General features: G+C 72.8%; 15 protein-coding genes. 8 read left to right on the forward strand and 7 right to left on the reverse strand.

Annotation, left to right across the window (positions count from 1 at the left end):
- Positions 1–48 precede the first annotated feature (48 nt).
- The 3 genes from ACFYRY_RS29210 (at position 49) to ACFYRY_RS29220 (ending at position 4,296) form a co-directional block, all read left to right on the forward strand.
- Positions 49–2,265 (forward strand): MMPL family transporter, encoded by a 2,217-nt coding sequence (locus ACFYRY_RS29210; protein WP_389151951.1) that lies wholly within the window; start codon positions 49–51, stop codon positions 2,263–2,265.
- 118 nt (positions 2,266–2,383) lie between these two features.
- Complete coding sequence (locus tag ACFYRY_RS29215) at positions 2,384–3,619, forward strand: sensor histidine kinase (RefSeq protein ID WP_389151954.1); 1,236 nt, start codon at positions 2,384–2,386, stop codon at positions 3,617–3,619.
- Entirely contained in the window at positions 3,616–4,296 is a 681-nt protein-coding gene (locus tag ACFYRY_RS29220; protein ID WP_389151957.1) for a response regulator, read from the forward strand. Before ACFYRY_RS29215 ends, ACFYRY_RS29220 begins: the two co-directional genes overlap by 4 nt.
- Before the next feature lie 10 nt (positions 4,297–4,306).
- Here the strand turns inward: ACFYRY_RS29220 and ACFYRY_RS29225 are convergent, their stop codons facing one another.
- Positions 4,307–4,795 carry a DUF5990 family protein gene (locus ACFYRY_RS29225; protein WP_389151960.1) on the reverse strand — a complete coding sequence of 163 codons (489 nt, stop codon included), beginning with the start codon at positions 4,793–4,795 and terminating at the stop codon, positions 4,307–4,309.
- Positions 4,796–4,867: 72 nt separating this feature from the next.
- Positions 4,868–6,205, reverse strand: coding sequence for a helix-turn-helix domain-containing protein (locus ACFYRY_RS29230; RefSeq protein ID WP_389151963.1), 1,338 nt, complete (start codon positions 6,203–6,205; stop codon positions 4,868–4,870).
- Positions 6,206–6,419: 214 nt separating this feature from the next.
- Between ACFYRY_RS29230 and ACFYRY_RS29235 the strand changes: the two genes are divergently transcribed.
- Complete coding sequence (locus ACFYRY_RS29235; protein WP_389151966.1) at positions 6,420–7,175, forward strand: DUF4232 domain-containing protein; 756 nt, start codon at positions 6,420–6,422, stop codon at positions 7,173–7,175.
- Positions 7,176–7,277: 102 nt separating this feature from the next.
- On the forward strand, positions 7,278–7,817 hold the full coding sequence (locus ACFYRY_RS29240) for a hypothetical protein (RefSeq protein WP_389151968.1): 540 nt from the start codon (positions 7,278–7,280) through the stop codon (positions 7,815–7,817).
- A 98-nt stretch (positions 7,818–7,915) separates the two neighbouring features.
- Here the strand turns inward: ACFYRY_RS29240 and ACFYRY_RS29245 are convergent, their stop codons facing one another.
- Positions 7,916–8,575 (reverse strand): response regulator transcription factor, encoded by a 660-nt coding sequence (locus tag ACFYRY_RS29245; RefSeq protein ID WP_389152959.1) that lies wholly within the window; start codon positions 8,573–8,575, stop codon positions 7,916–7,918.
- A 10-nt stretch (positions 8,576–8,585) separates the two neighbouring features.
- On the reverse strand, positions 8,586–9,899 hold the full coding sequence (locus tag ACFYRY_RS29250; protein ID WP_389151971.1) for a sensor histidine kinase: 1,314 nt from the start codon (positions 9,897–9,899) through the stop codon (positions 8,586–8,588).
- Between the two features lie 221 nt (positions 9,900–10,120).
- Between ACFYRY_RS29250 and ACFYRY_RS29255 the strand changes: the two genes are divergently transcribed.
- From ACFYRY_RS29255 to ACFYRY_RS29265, 3 genes are read left to right on the forward strand one after another with little or no spacing between them, the layout of a single operon-like run.
- Positions 10,121–10,327 (forward strand): hypothetical protein, encoded by a 207-nt coding sequence (locus ACFYRY_RS29255; protein ID WP_389151974.1) that lies wholly within the window; start codon positions 10,121–10,123, stop codon positions 10,325–10,327.
- Positions 10,324–11,040: an ABC transporter ATP-binding protein gene (locus tag ACFYRY_RS29260; protein WP_389151977.1), complete on the forward strand. Its 717-nt coding sequence runs from the start codon at positions 10,324–10,326 to the stop codon at positions 11,038–11,040. The genes ACFYRY_RS29255 and ACFYRY_RS29260 overlap by 4 nt, the downstream gene beginning before the upstream one ends.
- 5 nt (positions 11,041–11,045) lie before the next feature.
- On the forward strand, positions 11,046–13,598 hold the full coding sequence (locus ACFYRY_RS29265) for an FtsX-like permease family protein (protein WP_389151980.1): 2,553 nt from the start codon (positions 11,046–11,048) through the stop codon (positions 13,596–13,598).
- A gap of 39 nt (positions 13,599–13,637) precedes the next feature.
- Here the strand turns inward: ACFYRY_RS29265 and ACFYRY_RS29270 are convergent, their stop codons facing one another.
- The 3 genes from ACFYRY_RS29270 to ACFYRY_RS29280 all read right to left on the reverse strand — a co-directional run bounded on the left by ACFYRY_RS29270 (position 13,638) and on the right by ACFYRY_RS29280 (position 18,453).
- Positions 13,638–15,998 carry a SpoIIE family protein phosphatase gene (locus ACFYRY_RS29270; protein ID WP_389152962.1) on the reverse strand — a complete coding sequence of 787 codons (2,361 nt, stop codon included), beginning with the start codon at positions 15,996–15,998 and terminating at the stop codon, positions 13,638–13,640.
- Positions 15,999–16,297: 299 nt separating this feature from the next.
- Positions 16,298–17,680: a sugar ABC transporter permease gene (locus ACFYRY_RS29275; protein WP_389151983.1), complete on the reverse strand. Its 1,383-nt coding sequence runs from the start codon at positions 17,678–17,680 to the stop codon at positions 16,298–16,300.
- Positions 17,677–18,453: an ATP-binding cassette domain-containing protein gene (locus ACFYRY_RS29280; RefSeq protein WP_389151987.1), complete on the reverse strand. Its 777-nt coding sequence runs from the start codon at positions 18,451–18,453 to the stop codon at positions 17,677–17,679. Before ACFYRY_RS29280 ends, ACFYRY_RS29275 begins: the two co-directional genes overlap by 4 nt.
- Between the last annotated feature and the right edge of the window lie 18 nt (positions 18,454–18,471).

Genomic DNA, 18,471 nt, shown 5'->3' on the forward strand with positions numbered 1-18,471 from the left:
CGGACAGCCTGGGGGCACCTTCGGCACCAGATGTGGAGACCCCCTGACGTGGCTACTTTCCTGTATCGAGTGGGCCGCCTGGCCTTCCGGCGGCGCTGGTACGTCGCCCTGGTCTGGGCGGCCGTCCTGGCCGCCGTCGGCCTGGGCGCCGTCAAGGCCCCGGCAGGCGCCGACGAGGGGTTCTCCATGCCGGGCATCGAGTCCCAGAGGGCGTTCGACCTGATGGAACAGCGCTTCCCCGGCGCCACCGCCGACGGCGCGACCGCCAGGGTCGTGTTCGTCGCGCCGAGCGGCGAGAAGGTCACCGCCGCCGAGAACAAGCGGATCGTCGAGCGGACCGTGACCGAGCTGGGCGACGGTTCGCAGGTCGCGGGCGCCGTCAACCCCTTCCAGGCGAAGTCGGTCAGCAAGGACGGCACGACGGCGTACGCGACCGTTACCTACAAGGTCGCCGCCGACGACCTCACCGACGCCAGCAAGAGCGCGCTGACCAAGGCCCTGGACGAGGCGCGGGACTCCGGACTGACCGTCGACGCCGGCGGGAGCGCGATGTCCGACGGCGGCGGGGCGGGCGGCACCGCCGAGATCATCGGTATCTCGGTGGCCGCCGTGGTCCTGCTGATCACCTTCGGTTCCCTCGCCGCGGCCGGGCTGCCGCTGCTGACCGCCGTCATCGGTGTCGGCGTGAGCATGGCCACGATCCTGACCTTGGCCAGCACGCTCGGCCTGTCCACCACGACCGGCACCCTGGCGATGATGCTGGGCCTCGCGGTCGGCATCGACTACGCCCTGTTCGTGGTCTCCCGCTACCGCGAGGAGCGCGCCAAGGGCCGTACCCCGCAGGAGGCGACCGGCCTGGCGGTCGGCACGGCCGGATCCGCGGTCGTCTTCGCCGGGCTCACCGTCGTCATCGCGCTCGCCGGGCTCTCGGTGGTCGGCATCCCGATGCTCACCAAGATGGGCCTGGCCGCGGCCGGCGCGGTCGTCGTCGCCGTACTGATCGCGCTGACGCTGGTCCCGGCGTTGCTTGGTTTCTGGCCGAACGCCGTGCTCACCCGCCGGGCCCGCCGGAGCGGCCAGATCGAGCAGGCCTCTCAGGACAACGGGGGCACCCGCTGGGCGCGGTTCGTGCTGCGCCGGCCGCTGCCGATCCTGCTGCTCGGCGTGGTCGGCCTCGGGGCCCTCGCGATACCGGTGACCGGCCTGCAGCTGGGCATGCCCGGCGACGAGGCGAAGTCGACCTCCACCACCGAACGCCGCGCCTACGACGCGCTCGCCGAGGGCTTCGGGCCGGGCTTCAACGGTCCGCTGACCGTCGTCGTGGACGCCAAGGGCGACTCCGACCCGAAGGGCGCCGCGGACACGGTCGCCAAGGAGATCGGCGCCACCGAGGGTGTCGTGTCCGTCTCCCCGGCGCGGTTCAACAAGGCCGGTGACACGGCGGTCTTCTCGGTGGTGCCCACCACCGCGCCGACCGACGAGAAGACCAAGAACCTGGTGACGACGATCCGCGGCGAGCGTCCCGCGGTCGAGTCGAAGACCGGGGCGACCTTCGAGGTCACCGGCACCACCGCGCTGAACATCGACATCGCCGAGAAGGTCCAGTCGGCGCTGGTCCCGTACCTGATCGTGGTGGTCGGCCTGGCGATCGTGCTCCTGCTGGTGGTCTTCCGGTCGCTGCTCGTCCCGCTGAAGGCCGCCCTCGGCTTCCTGCTGTCGGTGCTGGCCTCCCTCGGCGTGGTCGTGCTGGTCTTCCAGCAGGGCCACGGCGCCGAACTCCTCGGCGTGGAGCAGACCGGGCCGATCATGAGCCTGATGCCGATCTTCCTGGTGGGTATCGTCTTCGGCCTGGCCATGGACTACGAGGTGTTCCTGGTCTCCCGGATGCGGGAGGCGTACGTCCACGGCGACTCGCCCGCCGAGGCGGTCACCAGCGGTTTCCGGCACAGCGCCCGGGTCGTCGTGGCCGCCGCGATGATCATGATCGCGGTGTTCGCCGGATTCATCGGCGAGAGCGACTCCATGATCAAGATGATCGGGTTCGGGCTGGCCGGCGCCGTCCTCTTCGACGCCTTCGTGGTCCGGATGGCGATCGTGCCCGCCGTGCTCGCCCTGCTCGGAGACAAGGCCTGGTGGCTGCCCGGCTGGCTGGACCGGCTGCTGCCCCGCGTCGACGTCGAGGGCGAGGCGCTGAGCCGCCGCCCCGAGACGGACCCGCACCCCACGCCGTCCGAAACCGCCGAGCCGGCCCCGGCCCGCGCCTGACACCACCGCCCCACCCCCCACCAGGGGCCGCCCGTGACGAAGGACACGGGCGGCCCCGTCGGCGGTTCCCGCCCGGAAGCGTCCACGATGGAACCAGTCCACCCCACCGGAGAGCACGATGAGCACCAGCCTGGAGCGCTACACCGACCGCTTCGAGCGGTACGCGGAGCGCCACACCCTCGTCATCGACGTCGCGGTGGTCTTGGCGTTGATGGGCTGCGCGACCCTCGGCAGCTCGCTCACCATGCCCGGTGCCGACCCGCCCGACCAGGACGGGGCCGCCACCATCCTCATGGCGGTGTCCTGTCTCGCCCTCCTGAGGTACCGCACCCATCCGCGCGTCGCCGTCGTCGTGACCGCCGTCTGCACGGTGATCGCGATCTCGCTGGGGTACCTGCTCACCCCCCTGCTGCTGGGCCCCGTCATGGCGGCCCTCTACTGGATGGCCACCCTCACCGACCGCAAGACCATCCGCGTCTACGGCATCGTCACCACGTTGTCCCTGACGCTGGCGGCCGTGTTCGCCGACTCGATGGATCACCTGTCCCTGGTGCTCCGGGCGATCGGCCCCTTCTTCTGGCTGATGCTGCCCCTGGCCGCCGGCACCATGACGCAACTGCGGCGCGCCTATCTGCGGTCCGTGCAGGCCCGTGCCGAGCACGCCGAACGCACCCGCGAGGAGGAGGCCCGGCTGCGCGTCACCGAGGAACGCATGCGCATCGCCCGCGAGCTGCACGACGTCGTCGCCCACCACATGGCCCTCGCCAACGCCCAGGCGGGCACCGCCGCCCACCTGGCGCTCGCCGATCCGGGGCAGACCAAGAAGATCCTCACCGACCTGACCGGCACCACGTCCGCCGCGCTGCGCGAGCTGAAGGCCACCCTCGGGCTGCTGCGGCAGAGCGACGACCCGGAGTCCGTGTCGCTGGAGCCGTCCCCCGGCCTCGCCCGTCTGCCGGAGCTGGTCTCGGCGTGTGCGTCCGCGGGGCTCACCGTCGCGGTCACCACGGACGGGGAGCCGCAGCCGCTGTCCCCCGGCGTGGATCTGACGGCCTTCCGGATCGTGCAGGAGGCGCTGACCAACGTCTCCAAGCACGCCGCGACGGAGACCGCACACGTGCGGCTGGCCTACGCGGACTCCCGGCTGCAGATCACCGTCAGCAACGACGGCCCCGCCGTCACCCCCGCCCCCGCCCTCCGGAAGGGCTCCGGCTTCGGCGTCATCGGCATGCGCGAACGCGCCCACTCCATCGGCGGTGAGCTGTGCGCGGGCCCCCGCCCCGAGGGCGGCTTCGAGGTCACCACCGCGCTGCCGCTCCAGCCCTCCGCCGTCCGAGAAAGCGACACACCATGACCGTCCGGGTACTGCTCGCCGACGACCAGGCCCTGCTGCGGGCCACCTTCCGGATCCTGATCGACTCCTGCGACGACATGGAGGTGGTCGGGGAGGCGTCCGACGGCAAGGAGGCCGTCGAGCTCGCCCACGCCCACCACCCCGACATCGTCCTCATGGACATCCGCATGCCGGGCACGGACGGTCTCGCCGCGACCTCCGCGATCTGCGCCGACCCGGAACTGGCCGACACCCGCGTCCTCATCCTGACCACCTTCGAGACCGAGGACTACGTCGCCCAGGCGCTGCGCGCCGGTGCCAGCGGCTTCCTCGGCAAGGACGTCACCGCCGACACCCTGCTCGCCGGTCTGCGCACCGTCGCCTCCGGCGAGGCGCTCCTGTCACCCGGCGCCACCCGCACCCTGATCACCCGCTTCCTCACCTCCCCCGCCCCCGGCACCCAGCTGGCGCCCCCGGAGCGCCTGGCCGACCTCACGGTCCGCGAACGCGAGGTGATGGCCCTGGCCGCGGAGGGCCTCTCCAACACCGAGATCGCCGAGGACCTCACGCTCAGCCCGCTGACGGTACGCACCCACATCCACCGGGCCATGACGAAACTGGCCGCCCGCGACCGGGCGCAACTGGTCGTCATCGCCTACCAGACCGGCCTGGTACGGGCGGCCCCGCCCGGCTCCTGACCGGGACCCGCTAGGGGGTCTCGGCGGCTTCGGCGGTCCAGGTGATCCGCGGGGGTTCCACCCGTGCGCACACGGGGTTGCCAAAGGAGTCGGTCAGGCCGAGGCGTCCGACCAGCAGACCGTGGCGGGCGGCGGCGGCGAGCACCTCGGCGGGGATGACGTCGAGCATGAGCTTGGCGCGGCGGAACATGGTGAAGACGCCCGCGTCGTCGACCGTGCCCCACGAGAGGTAGATGAACCTGCGGCCCAGCCGGTCCTGCACGTAGGGGCCGCGGACGTCCGTGCCCGTCGGCGAGGAGTCCGCGGTGCATTCCAGCGTCCAGGTCGCGGACGCCGCGTCGCCGGGCTGCGGTGCGAGCAACTCGGCCGGACGGTCCCGGCGTTGTACGGCGACGTGGACGTTGCCGTACGCCGGGGCGTCGGCGTCGGGGTCGGCGGACGGGGCGGGGGCCCGGCAGGTGCGGCCGGGCAGGTCGGTCGCGTCGATACGGATGCGCATGGCCTCATCATCCGCCGGTCTTCGGTCTTCGGTCTCGTCGCCCTCGCCCGCCGTCCGGCCCCCGACTCCGCTTCACTCGGGAACGTCGGGCTCGTACTCGTTCCGCCCCCACTCGGTGTCACCGAGCGGGTAGTCGTACGCGGGGCGTCCCACGTTCCCGCTGGTCCGGAAGGGCTTGCCGTTGTCGTCGACGCGTATGGTGCCCTGCTTGTCGCCGCTGGACCAGTCGAGTTCCAGGTACCAGCTCACGTTGTGCGCGCGTGCGTCCGCGAAGACGTAGAAGACCTCGGGGTCGGACTCGCTCACCTTGTACGGGAAGTCGCGCTGCCCGGCCTTGGGGGAGGTGGCGGGCCGCCCGGCGTCGAGGTTGACGCCGAAGGACGTGGTCTCCACGCCGCCGCCGCACCCGACGCCCATCGAGAAGTCGTTCCAGGCCAGGGGAGCGCTCTTCTCCACCACCCGCACGTGCAGTGCCTCCAGGACGACGGTCGCCTTCCCCTTGCCCTGCACGGTCAGCGCGAGCATCTGCTGCCCGCCGGCGACCCCGCCGAGCGCGGTGACCCACCCGCGTGCGTCCGGCTCGGTCGGCGGCGGCGGCACCTGCTCGGGCTTCTGGTTGATCAGGTAGTGCTGGCTGCACGGGCTGTCCCACTTGTACGGATTGACGGCGACCGCGGGCGCCGTGGCCCCGTCCGTGAAACCGCCGTCCCGCGCCGTCTGGGCCCCGCCGCTCCGGGAGGCGGAGACGGAGGGGGAGGACGAGGCGGACGCGGCGGTGGAGGCGGATGCGGAGGCGGAGGCCTTCGGGCGGGCGCTGCGTGAGGCGGACGGTGAGACCGAGTGGCCCTTCGCGGCGGTCGGTAAGGCGGCGGCCCCCACGGACTGTTTCCCGCTCCGGTCGTCCTCGCCCTTGCCGGGCACGAGGTTCACCACGAGCGCGACCGAGACGCCGACGGCGACCACGGCGGCGGTGGCCAGGATGACGGCACGTCGGCGCCGGGGCACGGGAGCGGTGGCCGGGAGGGCTAGCTCCTCGTCACGAGGCTCGTCGCCACCGGGCTCGTCAGCCCCGCGTTGGTCGGGTACGTCCACCTCGCGTTCGCCGGCCCCGCGCTCGCCCTCGGGAACCCCCTCAGCCGCTGCTTCCGCGGGAGCCCCGGCCGCCTTCTGCCCCCGCAGGGCGTCCGCGAGGATCCACCGCCGATGCAGCTCCACCAGTTCCTCGGGCGTCGCCTTGCACACGCGCGCGAACCGCTCCACGGGCGCGTAGTCCGTCGGTACGGCGTCCCCGTTGACGTACCGGTGAAGCGTGGACGCACTCGTGTGCAGCCGCTTCCCGAGTACCCCGTAACTGAGCCCGGACCGTTCCTTCAACTGGCCCAACAGCTCCGAGAACTCACCCCCGGCCATCGTTCCTCCCTCTCCCCGCGTCCCGGACCTTCGTTCCAGGAGATGGTCATTCCCCCAGGTCAGCGCTATCGCAGGTGTTCCAGCGTTCCGGATGTCCCGCCAGTTGTGGCGGCCGGGACGGATCACCGCTCAAGCTCTGGTCATCCAAGCACGCCGCTCCCGGCACCCGGCCGGGCGGCCCACGCCAACACCCGTACCGCATCAGGGGGATCACATGTCCGCACGTACCCGTCGCAACCGCACGCTCGCCGCCGTCGCACTCACGGCCTTCACTCTGACTCTGACGGCGTGCAGCGACGGACAGGGCACCCGCGACGAGGGCGCTTCGACGTCCACATCCATCTCGTCGTCCACGGCATCCGCCTCGGGCTCGTCCCAGAGCAGGGGGACGTCCACGGGGGCGGAGCAGGTCGCCGCCGCCGGCTCGAAGGGGACCACCGGTTCCACCGGCACCTCCGGCTCCACCAAGGCCTCCGGCTCCTCCGGTTCCACCGGCGCCTCGGGCTCCAAGGGCACCTCGGCCGCGAAGGGCTCCTCCGGCTCGGGCAGCTCGAAGTCCCTCTCCGCCCCCTGCACCAGCGCCTCCGTCAGGATGACCGCCACGCCGGTCTCCCGCCCGCTGAACCACCTGCTTCTCACCGTCACCAACACCGGCTCGAAGAACTGTGACCTCCGCGGCTTCCCGGCCGTCCAGTTCGGCCCGGCGCAGTCCGTCCCGCCGGTGTTCGAGGACTCCAAGCCGCAGGCCGTGGTCACGCTGGCGCCCGGTGAGTCGGGGTACGCGGGCGTCCGTCTCGCGGCAGCGGACGGCAGCGGCTCCAACGGCTACACGGCGAAGACCCTCGCGGTCTACTTCAACGGCGACGCGGGGACCGCCAAGCCGTCGCTTCCGGCGAAGGGCGTGTACGTCGACGACTCGATCAGCGTCACGTACTGGCAGTACACCATGGACGACGCCCTGGCCTGGTGACGCACGGTCAGATCGGTCGGGCCTGGCGCTCGTAGTCCGGGATCGGCGGGGTACCCGCGCAGTAACCGCGGGTGATCCGCCGATTCCGAGGAGGTACGTGCCGTGCGCGCCTTCAAGCGCTGGCTCGACCGAAGTCTGACCGCGCAAGCCGTCCTGCTCTTCCTGCTGTGCCTGGGGCTCAGCGCCCTGCTCCGCCGGGACGACCATCCCGTCCTGTGGGTGATCCAGGCAGTGATCTACGCCGGCATCGCCATCGCGTTCGTGGCCGCACGGCGCCGCAGGACCAGCCGTGCGGCCGGCACCGACGCGGACGGTGTCGCCGAACTCAACCGCAAGATCCGGCACCGCGAGGTACCCAGGGATCCCGAGGAGCGGGCGACCATGCGACGGCTGGTCGCCGAGCAACTGGGGCAGATTGAGCGGGGCCGCCGCTGGCTGCCGTACTGGCTGGGATTCATGGGCCTGGTGGCGCTCGGCCTGGTCGTCCTCGGGGCCTTCACCGATTCGCTGACCTTCCCGATCGTCTTCGCGGTCGCCACGGCCGGGTTCTGCTACGGGGTCCTCTGGACCCACCGCCGCGCCCTGAGGCTCCTCTGCGACATGCGCTCAGCCCTGCAGAACCAGAACGAACGGGTGGCGTGAGTTCCGCACCGGGTCGGGCCGCTCAGTCGACGACGCCGGCGAGAGGGGCTGTTTCACGTGAAACAGCCCCTAATCCGCCATAAGGGCCCAGCCGCCGCTCACCCCAGGCGACGGACGTCCTCCAGATACCGAAGCACCGCGGCGACCCGGCGGTCCATCTGGTCGGTGGGGGACAGGTCGAGCTTGGCGAAGATGCTGCGGATGTGTTTGTGGACGGCTCCGTCGGTGACGACGAGGCGTTCGGCGATGGCCGTGTTGCCCAACCCCTCGGCCATCAGGGCCAGTACGTCCCGCTCGCGCGGGCTGAGCCGTTCCAGCCGGGGGTCCTGGCGGGAGCGGGTGAACAGCTGCGCGACGACCTCGGGGTCGATGGCGGTGCCGCCGTCCGCCACCCGGTGCAGGGCGTCCAGGAATTCCTCCACCCGCCCGACGCGCTCCTTGAGCAGATAGCCGAGGCCGGTGACACCGCCGCCGAGCAACTCGGTGGCGAAGCTCTGCTCGACGTACGCGGACAGCACCAGGACGGCCAGGTCGGGCCGTCGGCGCCGGGCCTCGACCGCCGCGACGATCCCCTCGTCGGTGTGCGTCGGCGGCATCCGTACGTCGAGGATGGCGACGTCCGGCTTGTGTACGTCGATGGCGTCCAGCACCCCGTCCGGGGTACCGGCGGTGGCCACCACGTCGAGGCCCTCGGCCCGCAGCAGCAGGGCGAGCCCCTCACGCAGCAACGGGTCGTCCTCGGCTATCACGATCCGCAGGACACGAGCGTCACGATCCACAGGGAAGGTCCACTTCAAGGGTTGTCGGGCCGCCCGGCGGGCTGGCCAGGGTGAGGCTACCGTCGAGCGCCGCGACCCGGCGGCGGATTCCGGTGAGCCCGGAACCGCCGTCCTCTCCCCCAGTGCCCATGGCCTGGGAGGTGCCCCCAGCGCCGCCCCGGCCGTCGTCCTGTACGCGCAGGCGCAGTCGGCCTCCGCTGCTGCGGGCGGTGACGGTGGCGTGGGCGGCGCCGCTGTGCTTGGCGATGTTGGTGAGGGCCTCGGCCACCACGAAGTAGGCGGTCGCCTCGACGGAGGCGGCACACCGCGTGGGTACGTCCACGTCGACCTGGCAGGGCACCGCGCAGTTCACGGCCAGGCCGGACAGCGCGCCGGCCAGTCCGCGATCGGCCAGCACCGGGGGCAGGATGCTCCGGGAGACGGTACGCAGCTCCGCGAGGGCCTGTTCGGCGGCGGACTGGGCGCGTTCGAGGAGTTCGTCGGCACCGGCGGGGTCACGGGCCACCATGCGTCGGGCCGCGCCCAGCAGAACGGTGACGCTGACGATGCGGTTCTGGGTGCCGTCGTGCAACGAGCGCTCGATACGGCGCAGTTCGGTGGCGTGGGCGTCGAGCGCGGCGGCCCTGGTCGCCGTCAACTCCGCGACCCGCAGGGAGAGATCGACGTCGGGACCGGCGGCGAGGAGCTGCCTGCCGGGCCGGGCCTGCAGCCGGGCCATGCCGGGCGCCAGCCCGAGGATGATGATGACCCAGCTCAGGCCCAGCAGCGCCACCGCGAGGGCGTCCGGCCAGGAGTGCGCGGAGCCCATCCCCAGGGAGGTGGCGGTCGTGTCCCCGGGCAGGAGCTTCCAGTACAGCGGAAAGGCGCTGTCCCGCACCGCCAGGATCGGCAGCAGGACACCGAGCAGCCCCAGCGGGAACCCCAGGGTCGCGTGCCGCGCCAGCCAGCGCAGTTCCCGTCGAGTGGTCGGGTCGACCAGGGCGGGACGCAGCCGGGTCGGCGGGGGCTGCGGGGCGACGACCTCCGGGCCCCAGCGGGCCAGCCGTACGCGTTCCCGTCCGGCGAGGGCGTGCAGCGCGCGCAGCACGGCGGGCGCCAGGAGCAGCCCCACCCCGGCCAGGCTCGTCACGGCGGCGACGGCCGTGCAGAGCAGCACCAGCAGGGCGAGCAGCGCCGTGTTGAGTCCGGACGCGAGCTGTCCGATCGCGGTGCCGGCGGCGCTCAGGGTGCGTACGGCGATGTCCTTGACGTCCGCGCCCCGGTCGGTGGCGGCGGTGACAGTGGTGTCCTCGTGAGATGCCATCCACTCCCCCTCGGTTCTCCCTCGGTCGCGAACGACCCTACGTCGGCGCCCGGTTGGCGGGTGGCTGAGCGGCCGGGAAGTACAGCCTGCTGTACCTGAACCGGGTCGGCTGCGGGATCGGCCGCGAGGGGTGCTGATCCATAGCGTCGGTGACGACAGCGAGGACCGCACACGCACCGAACGCGGACCGGACCAGGACCGCCCAGAGCACGGGAGACCCCATGACGAACACATCCGCCGAGTCCGACCGCCTCACCCGGGGGGACGTCGCCCGCACGCTCCTGTGGATCGTGGTCGTGGTCAGCGCCGTCACCAACATGGCCGCGTCGTTCGGCGGCGCGAACACCTGGGTGCACCTGGCCTTCGGTGCCCTCACCGTGCTCTGCGGCGGGGCCCTCGTCGTGCGCAGCCTGCGGGGCCGTCGATGAGCGCCATCGCCCTCACGGACGTCAGCAAGGAGTACCCGGGAGGCGTACGCGCCCTGGACCACGTGTCCCTGACCGTGGACCGCGGCACGTTCCTCGCCGTGATGGGGCCGTCGGGCTCCGGCAAGAGCACGCTGATGCACTGCGCCGCCGGGCTGGACACCCCGACCTCCGGGAGCATCCGCGTCGACGGCCGGGAGATCGGCGGAATGAACGAGACCCGCCGTACCGAACTGCGCAGGGAACGCGTCGGGTTCGTGTTCCAGGCCTACAACCTGATCCCGTCGCTCAGCGTCGAGGACAACATCACCCTGCCGCTGCGGCTGGCGGGACGCGCGCCCGACCAGGACTGGCTGCGGGCCCTGGTGCGGCGGGTCGGTCTCACCGACCGGCTGACCCACCGGCCCACCGAGCTCTCCGGCGGCCAGCAGCAACGCGCGGCGGTCGTACGGGCGTTGGTGACCAAGCCGGCCGTGGTGTTCGCCGACGAGCCGACCGGCGCGCTGGACCTGCGCTCCGCCCACGAGGTCCTCGACCTGCTGCGGGACCTGGTCGACGACCTGGACCAGACGGTGGTGATGGTCACCCACGATCCGGCCGCCGCGGCCCGCGCCCACCAGGTGCTGGTGATGGCCGACGGCCGGGTGGTGGAGGCCCTCGACAAACCGACCGCCCCCGAACTGGCCCACCGTCTCGTCGAATTGGGAGAGGTGTGAGCGTCATGTTCCCGCTCGCGATACGCATGGCCGGGCACCGGATCACCGCGCTGATCGCGGTCGCCTGCGCGGTCCTCGGCGGCGCCGCCCTGATCACCGGCACCGGAGTACTGGCCGAGTCGGGTCTGCGCTCCCACCTGCCGGCCGGCCGCCTGGCCGGCGCGGACGTCGTCGTCGCCGCCGACCAGGTGATCCACCCGAGCGGCGACCTGCCGATCGCGCTCCCGGAGCGCCGCAGGGTCCCCGCCCGCCTCGTCTCCGAACTGTCCGGGCTGCCGGGGGTGGAGGCCACGGTCGGCGACCTCGGCTTCCCCGCCGCCCTCGTCGACGCCCGCGGCCGGGTCGTACCGGCCGAGGACCCCGCCTCCGCCGGGCACGGCTGGTCCTCGACCGGCCTGCTGGAAGCCCCGGGGATCGACGGAAGCGAGCCCACCGGTTCCGGCGAGGTCGCCGTGGACTCCGCCACCGCCACCGCGGCGGGGGTCCGGGTCGGCGACCGGGTCGAGGTCGTCGTGGGCGCCCGGCCCGCCGCCCGCTACCGGGTCTCGGCGGTGGTCGACGCCCCGGGCGCCGGGATCCTCTTCGCCGACCCGACGGCCCGGCGACTGTCCGGCCGGGCGAGCGGCGACGCCGGGACGCGGGCCGACACCGTCGACCTGATCGGCCTGCGTACCGCGCCGGGCGCCGCGGAGAAGGTCGCCGCGGAGGTCCGTACGAAGCTCACGAAGGGCGCCGGGCTGGTGGCGGTCACCGGCGCGGACCGCGGAGACCTGGTCGCACCCGGCGCGGGCGCGTCCCGCTCACTGCTGATCCTGCTCGCCTCCTCCCTCGCCGGGATCGTCCTGCTGATCACCGGGTTCGTGACGGCGAGCGCCTTGGCCGTGTCGGTCGGCGGGCAGCGCCGGGACCTGGCGCTGATGCGGGCCGTCGGGGCGACCGGGCGGCAGATCCGCCGGCTGGCCGCCGCCCAGGCCACGGTCATCGCGGCCGTGGCGCTGGTACCGGGTGTGGCGCTGGGCTACCCGCTGGCCGGGCAGTTCCGCGAGCTGCTGGCGAACCGGGGTGTCGTCCCGCCCGAACTGCCCCTCACCTACAGCCCGTTGCCCGCCCTCGCGACGATCCTGCTGACGGCGCTGGCCGTGCAGCTGTCGGCCCGGGGCGCCGCCTGGCGGATCTCCCGCAGGCCGGCCACCGAGGCGGTCGCGGAATCCCGCAGCGAACCCCGTGACCCGTCGAAGGCCCGTACCCGCGCCGGACTGCTGGTCATCCTCGCCGCGATCACCATGTCGGTCCTGCCGCTGTTCTCCCGCACCGTCATCGGCGCCACCGGCACCTCCATGGCGGGCATCGTCGGTGCGATCGGCCTGGCGCTGGCCGGCCCGGCCCTGGTCCGGGGCGTCGGAGCCGCCGCGTCCCGTCGTACCCGCTCCGGCACCTCCGCCCCGACCTGGCTGGCGATGTCCAACGTCCGCGCCTACGCCCTGCGCAACGCCGGGATCGTCAGCGCCCTGGCCATGGCGGTCATGTTCGTCCTGACCTACACCTTCGCCCAGACCACCGTGCTGGCCGCCACCGCGAACGACACCCGGGCCGGCACCCTCGCCCAGCAGCGCCTGAGCGCCCCGGACCTGGGCGGCCTGCCCGACGGCACCCTGGCCGCCGTACGCGAGACCCGCGGCGTACGGGCGGCGGCCCCCGTCGGTGAGACCACCGTCGCGTGGACGTACGAGGAGTTCGGCGAGCCGACGACCGAGGCGGGCTCCGCGATGATCCTCACCCCGGACGCGGCGGACGTCCTCGACCTCGACGTGCGGGACGGCAGCCTCCGCGGTCTCACCGGCGCCACCGTCGCCGTCAGCGACGATGCCGCCCGCTCCCGCGGGGCCGGGCTCGGCAGCAGGGTGAGCCTGGTCCTGGGCGACGGTGCCCGGGTCGACGCGAAGGTCGTCGCCGTGTACGGCCGCGGCCTCGGCTTCGGCACGGTCGCCCTCTCCCACGACCTGGCCGCCGGACACACCACGACCGGACTCGACCAGTCCGTCCTGGTCCGCACCGACGGCACGGACACCGCCCGCCGGCACCTCACCGCCCTGGCCGCGTCCCGCCCCGGCCTGACCCTCGAGGACACGCACCCCGCTTCCGTGGGCGGCCTGAAGGACGCCCCGCCCGAGGTGTGGATCAACCTGGCCACCATCGTGGTCCTGCTGGTCTACCTGCTGCTCAGCATCGCCAACAAGCTCGTCGCCGCCACCGCCCAGCGTGGCGTCGAGATGGGCGCCCTCCGACTCAACGGCACCACCCCACGCCAGATCCGCGCGATGATGCGCCGGGAGGCCGCGGTCACCGCCGCCACCGCCCTCGTCACGGCCCTGCTCCTGTCCGCTCTCCCCCTCGCCCTGCTGGGCCAGGGCTTCCTCGGCCGCCCGTGGCCGTCCGGCCCGGTCTGGCTCCTGCCCGCCCTCGCCCTCACGGTCACCGCCACGGCCTTCCTCACCACCGAACTCCCCACCCGCCGTGCCCTGCGCACCCCACCCGCCGACGCCATCCGCGCCCAGTGAGCTCCCGGCGGCCGGGAGCCGGTGGTGGGTGACCGCGTCTCAGGGCGGGTCCACGAGCGTCTCGGTGGGCAGTGCCTGTTCCGCCCAGATGGTCTTGCCGGTGGGGGTCTGGCGGGTGCCCCAGCGGTCGGCGATCTGGGCGACCAGCATCAGCCCGCGGCCGCCCTCGTCGAAGACGCGGGCCCGCCGCAGGTGCGGGGCGGTGCTGCTGCCGTCGGACACCTCGCAGATCAGTGTCGAGTCGCGAATGAGCCGGAGCACGACCGGGTCGGCGCCGTACCGGACGGCGTTCGTGACCAGCTCGCTGACGATGAGTTCGGTGGCGAACGCCGCCTCCGTCAGCCCCCAGGCGGCCAGCTGCCCACCTACCATCCTGCGGGCCCCGGCCACGGCCGCCGGGTCCCGCGACAGCTGCCAGGTGCGTACCTTTCCGGAGTCGAGCGCGGCTGTGCGAGCCAGCATCAGCACGATGTCGTCGCCGGGACGGTCGCGCGGCACGGCGCGCAGCACCTGGTCGCAGGTCTCCTCCAGCGGAGCGGACGGGTCGCTCAACGCCTGGTGCAGCAGGGCGAGACCGACGTCGATGTCGCGGTCGGCCGCCTCGACCAGACCGTCGGTGTAGAAGGCGAGCAGGCTGCCCTCGTCCAACTCGACCTCCACCGCCTCGAACGGCAGGCCGCCGAGGCCGAGCGGGGGCCCGGCGGGCAGCTCCAGGAACCGCACGCCGCCGTCGGGGTGCACCAGGGCGGGCGGTGGATGTCCGGCGCGGGCCATGGTGCAGCGCCGGGACACGGGGTCGTACACGGCGTACACGCACGTGGCCCCGACCTCCCCCGACGTGTCCTGGGAAAGCCCGCGTGCCTCGGGCCCCTCCTCCCGGTCGAGCCTGAGGACGACATCGTCCAGCTGGGTGAGGAGCTCGTCCGGAGCCAGGTCGACGTCCGCGAGCGTCCGTACGGCGGTCCGCAGCCGGCCCATCGTGGCCGACGCGTGAACGCCGTGGCCCACCACGTCGCCCACGACCAGGGCGACCCGGGCGCCGGACAGCGGAATCACGTCGAACCAGTCCCCGCCCACGTCCACGCCGGAACCGGCGGGCAGATAGCGGTAGGCCACCTCCAGCGCCGCCAGGTCCCGCGGCTGGTCGGGCAGGAGGCTGCGCTGGAGTGCCAGCGCCGTCCGGCGCTCACCGGTGTAGCGGCGGGCGTTGTCCACACTCACCGCCGCTCTGGCGACGATCTCCTCCGCGAGCAGGAGGTCGTCGTCGGTGAAGGACTCCGCGGTCCGGTGCCGCAGGAAGTGCACCAGACCCAAGGTCACTCCGCGGGCACGCAGCGGCACCAGCATCACCGAGTGGATCATGAACGTGGTCACGATCCTGGCGCGGGCCTCGAGGGACCTGATCCACTCCTGCATCCCCGGTTCTCCCGCCGCGTGCCGGGTGCCCCGGGCGGCGATCAGCGTCTGCATCGGCGGTGTCCCCACCGGGTAGACGGTCGTGTCCCCCGAGGCGACCACCGACTCGGGGACGCCCTCCAGCACCGACCGCTGGGCCGTGCGGCGCACGGTGACCGGCTTGCCCGGCGGTACCGGTGCCGGTTCGTCACCCAGGGCGACGGAGTCCAGCAGGTCCACGGTGACGAAGTCCGCGAACCCGTCCACGGCCACCTCGGCCAGTTCCTCGGCCGTCCTGGTCACGTCCAGGGTGCTGCCGATGCGCAGCCCCGCGTCGTTGAGGACCACGAGGCGGCGGCGGGCCCAGTACTGCTCCGTGGTGTCGAAGACGGCCGAGGCCAGTCCCTGGACCGTGCCGCTCTCGTCCTGCAACGGAAAGATGAACATCGACCAGGCGTGCTCCCGGGTCTCTCCGGGCGCCTTGGCGTGGTCCTCGTGGAACACCGTCTCCCCGGTGCGCAGGACCTGCCGCTGGAGGCGGTCGTACTCGTCGAAAGGCTGGGTGGGCTGGATCTCCCACAGCGTTTTCCCCCGCATCTCCGCCACGGTCATGCCCATCACCTGCGCCATGACCGCGTTGGCGCCCACCAGCCGGGCCTCGCGGTTGTAGACCGCCACCGGCAGGGGGAGCTGCGTGAGCGTGAGGTCCCACAGGGCCTCCGCGCCCGGCTCGGCCCGTCCCGCCACGCTCGTCTGCGCGGCTCCCGTCACGAGCCAGGGGCGGCCGCTGCCCGCGTCCGCGAGCGGCGTCCCCTGCAGCCGCACCACGAACCGCTCGCCGTCCCGGTGCCGGAGCGCCACCTCGCTGGTCACCGGGTCGCCGTCGGCCAGGTGTCGCAGCGCGGACGCGGGCAGCCCGGCGGCCAGGAGTCCGGCGGCCGGCCGGCCCACGATCTCGGCGGGTTCGTGTCCGAGCAGCCGCTGAGCCCCGGGGCTCCACACCATGACCGCTCCACCGGCGTCGATGACGACCGCGAAGTCCTCCGGTACGCGTACGGACACGATGCCTCCGGAATGTGACGGCCACGCTGCCACGGGCTTCTTCGCCTTGCTCCCACCCGACCGGTAGGAGTCGCGGTGGCCGGGGCCCTCTCGTCCCCACCAGTCTGGCAGCGGGACGACGACTCCGCGGCAGCGCGACCGCTCCTGAACACCAGGCACGGGGAAACCGCACTACCGGGGCGGGACGGGCGCCCGCATGGACCCGACCGTCACCGTCCCGGCCGGTGGCCGACCGGTTTCCCTCAGGCCCGCCCGCGCGACTCCGCGGCGCGTCGCGCCAGCGAGTCGAAGACCACCGCGGTGAGCAGCACCCCACCGGTGATCATGAACTGGACCGCGGGCTCCACCCCCAGCAGCGCCATGCCCGAGGCGATCGACTGGATGATGAGCACCCCCAGCAGCGCGGACCAGGTCGAGCCCCGTCCGCCGAACAGGCTGGTGCCACCGATGACGGCGGCGGCGATGGCGTTGATCAGCAGCGAGCCGGAGCCCGGGACGGTGGTCGCCGAGGAGAGCCGCGACGCGACGAACAGGCCGCCGACCGCGGCCATGGTTCCCGACGCCAGGAACACCCAGATCCGCACCCGTGCCACATGGAGGCCGGACCGCCGGGCCGCCTCCACGCCGCCGCCCAGCGCGAGGACCTGGCGGCCGTAGGGCGTACGACGCAGAAAGAGGTCGGAGGCGACGAGGGCGCCGATGAAGATCAGCAGCGCGAGCGGCAGGCCCTCGAACCGGCCCAGCACGTAGACGGTGGTGAACGCGACCGCCGCGAGCAGAGCCGTCCGCGCCCAGATCTCGCCCACCGGCCGGTGCGGCATCCCGGCGGCGCTGCGCCGCCTGCGGTCGGCGTAGGAGACGAGGAAGTAGGCGGCCGTGCCGAGGGTCGCCAGGCCGTAGGTGACGACGACGGTGCTGAAGTAGTGGCTGGTCAGCATGGAGACCAGCCCGTCCTCGCTGAAACCGATGGAGCTCTCCGGCCCCAGCAGGTAGAGCATCAGGCCGTTCCAGGCCAGCAGGCCCGCGAGGGTGACGACGAACGCGGGTACGCCGATCTTGGTGAAGACCAGCCCCTGGAATCCCCCGGCCGCCGCACCGACGAGCACCGCGATGATCACGGCGAGCCATTCCGCCATGCCGAGGTTCACGTTCAGCGCCGCGAACATGGCGCCCGACAGGCCCGCGAGCGAGCCCACCGACAGGTCGAGCTCGCCGATCAGCAGCACGAAGACGACACCGATCGCGACCATGCCGGTGCCGACGATGTCCACGCTGAGGATCGACAGGTTGCGCGGCGAGAGGAAGTTGTCGTTGAGGGACTGGAAGACGATCCAGGTCACGGCGAGAGCGAGCAGCGGCGCGGTGGGGCCCAGTTCACCGTCGTGCAGTCTGCGGCGTGCGGCACCCGCCCAGGCCCGGAGGTGTCCGGTGGGCCGACGGTGTCCGTCGCCGGGCCGGTCGGCGCCGGACGGGGCGTCGCACGCGGCGTCGTCGGGTGCGGCATCGTGCGCGGTGTCGGCGGCGGGCGGGTCGTCGTCGGGTGGGGCGTCGGCGGCGGACGTGGCGTCGGTGGAGCGCGACCGGATCCCCTTCCACCTGCCGTTCCACCCTCCCCTCCATCTCACGGCCATACCTCCTCCGGGCTCGGCGGGCGGCGGGGCACGGTGTTGTCCACCGCGCCGGTGACGGAGGAGATGATCTGTTCCTGCGAGGTGGTGTTCACGTCGAAGAAGCCGTTGTTCCGGCCGAGGCGCAGGACGGCGACCCGGTCGGCGACGGCCTTGATGTCACCCATGTTGTGGCTGATCAGGAGCACCCCGGCGCCCTGGTCGCGCAGCTCCTCGATGAGGTCGAGCAGCTGGTTGGTCTGTTCCAGGCCCAGGGAGGCGGTGGGCTCGTCCAGCAGCAGCAGCCTGGGCGCGCTGAGGAACGAGCGGGTGATCGCGACGACCTGCCGCTGGCCGCCGGACAGGGTGGCGAGCGGCGCCCGCACGTCGGGGATGCGGACAGAGAGGGTTTTCAGCAGCTCGCGGGTCCGGCGCTCCATCTCCACCTCGTCGAGGACGCCGAACCGGTGGAGTTCCCGGCCGAGGTAGAGATTGCCGACGACATCGAGGTTCCCGCACATCGCGAGGTCCTGGTAGACGGTCGCGATCCCGAGGAGCTGGGCGTCCTGGGGGCGCTTGATCTGGACGGCCCTGCCCTCCCACTCGATGACACCCTTGTCCGCGGGACCGACCCCCGAGATCACCTTGACCAGGGTGGACTTGCCGGCGGCGTTGTCGCCCACCAGGGCGACCACCTCCCCCGCCCTGATCTCCAGCTCGATGTCCACGAGGGCCTGGACGGCGGCGAAGCGCTTGGAGACGCCGCGCAACGCCAGCAGGGGCTGAACCACGGGCCACCTCCTTCCGCC

Origin of the sequence: Streptomyces sp. NPDC005263, from assembly GCF_042872365.1 — a bacterium.
Classification (GTDB): Bacteria; Actinomycetota; Actinomycetes; order Streptomycetales; family Streptomycetaceae; genus Streptomyces.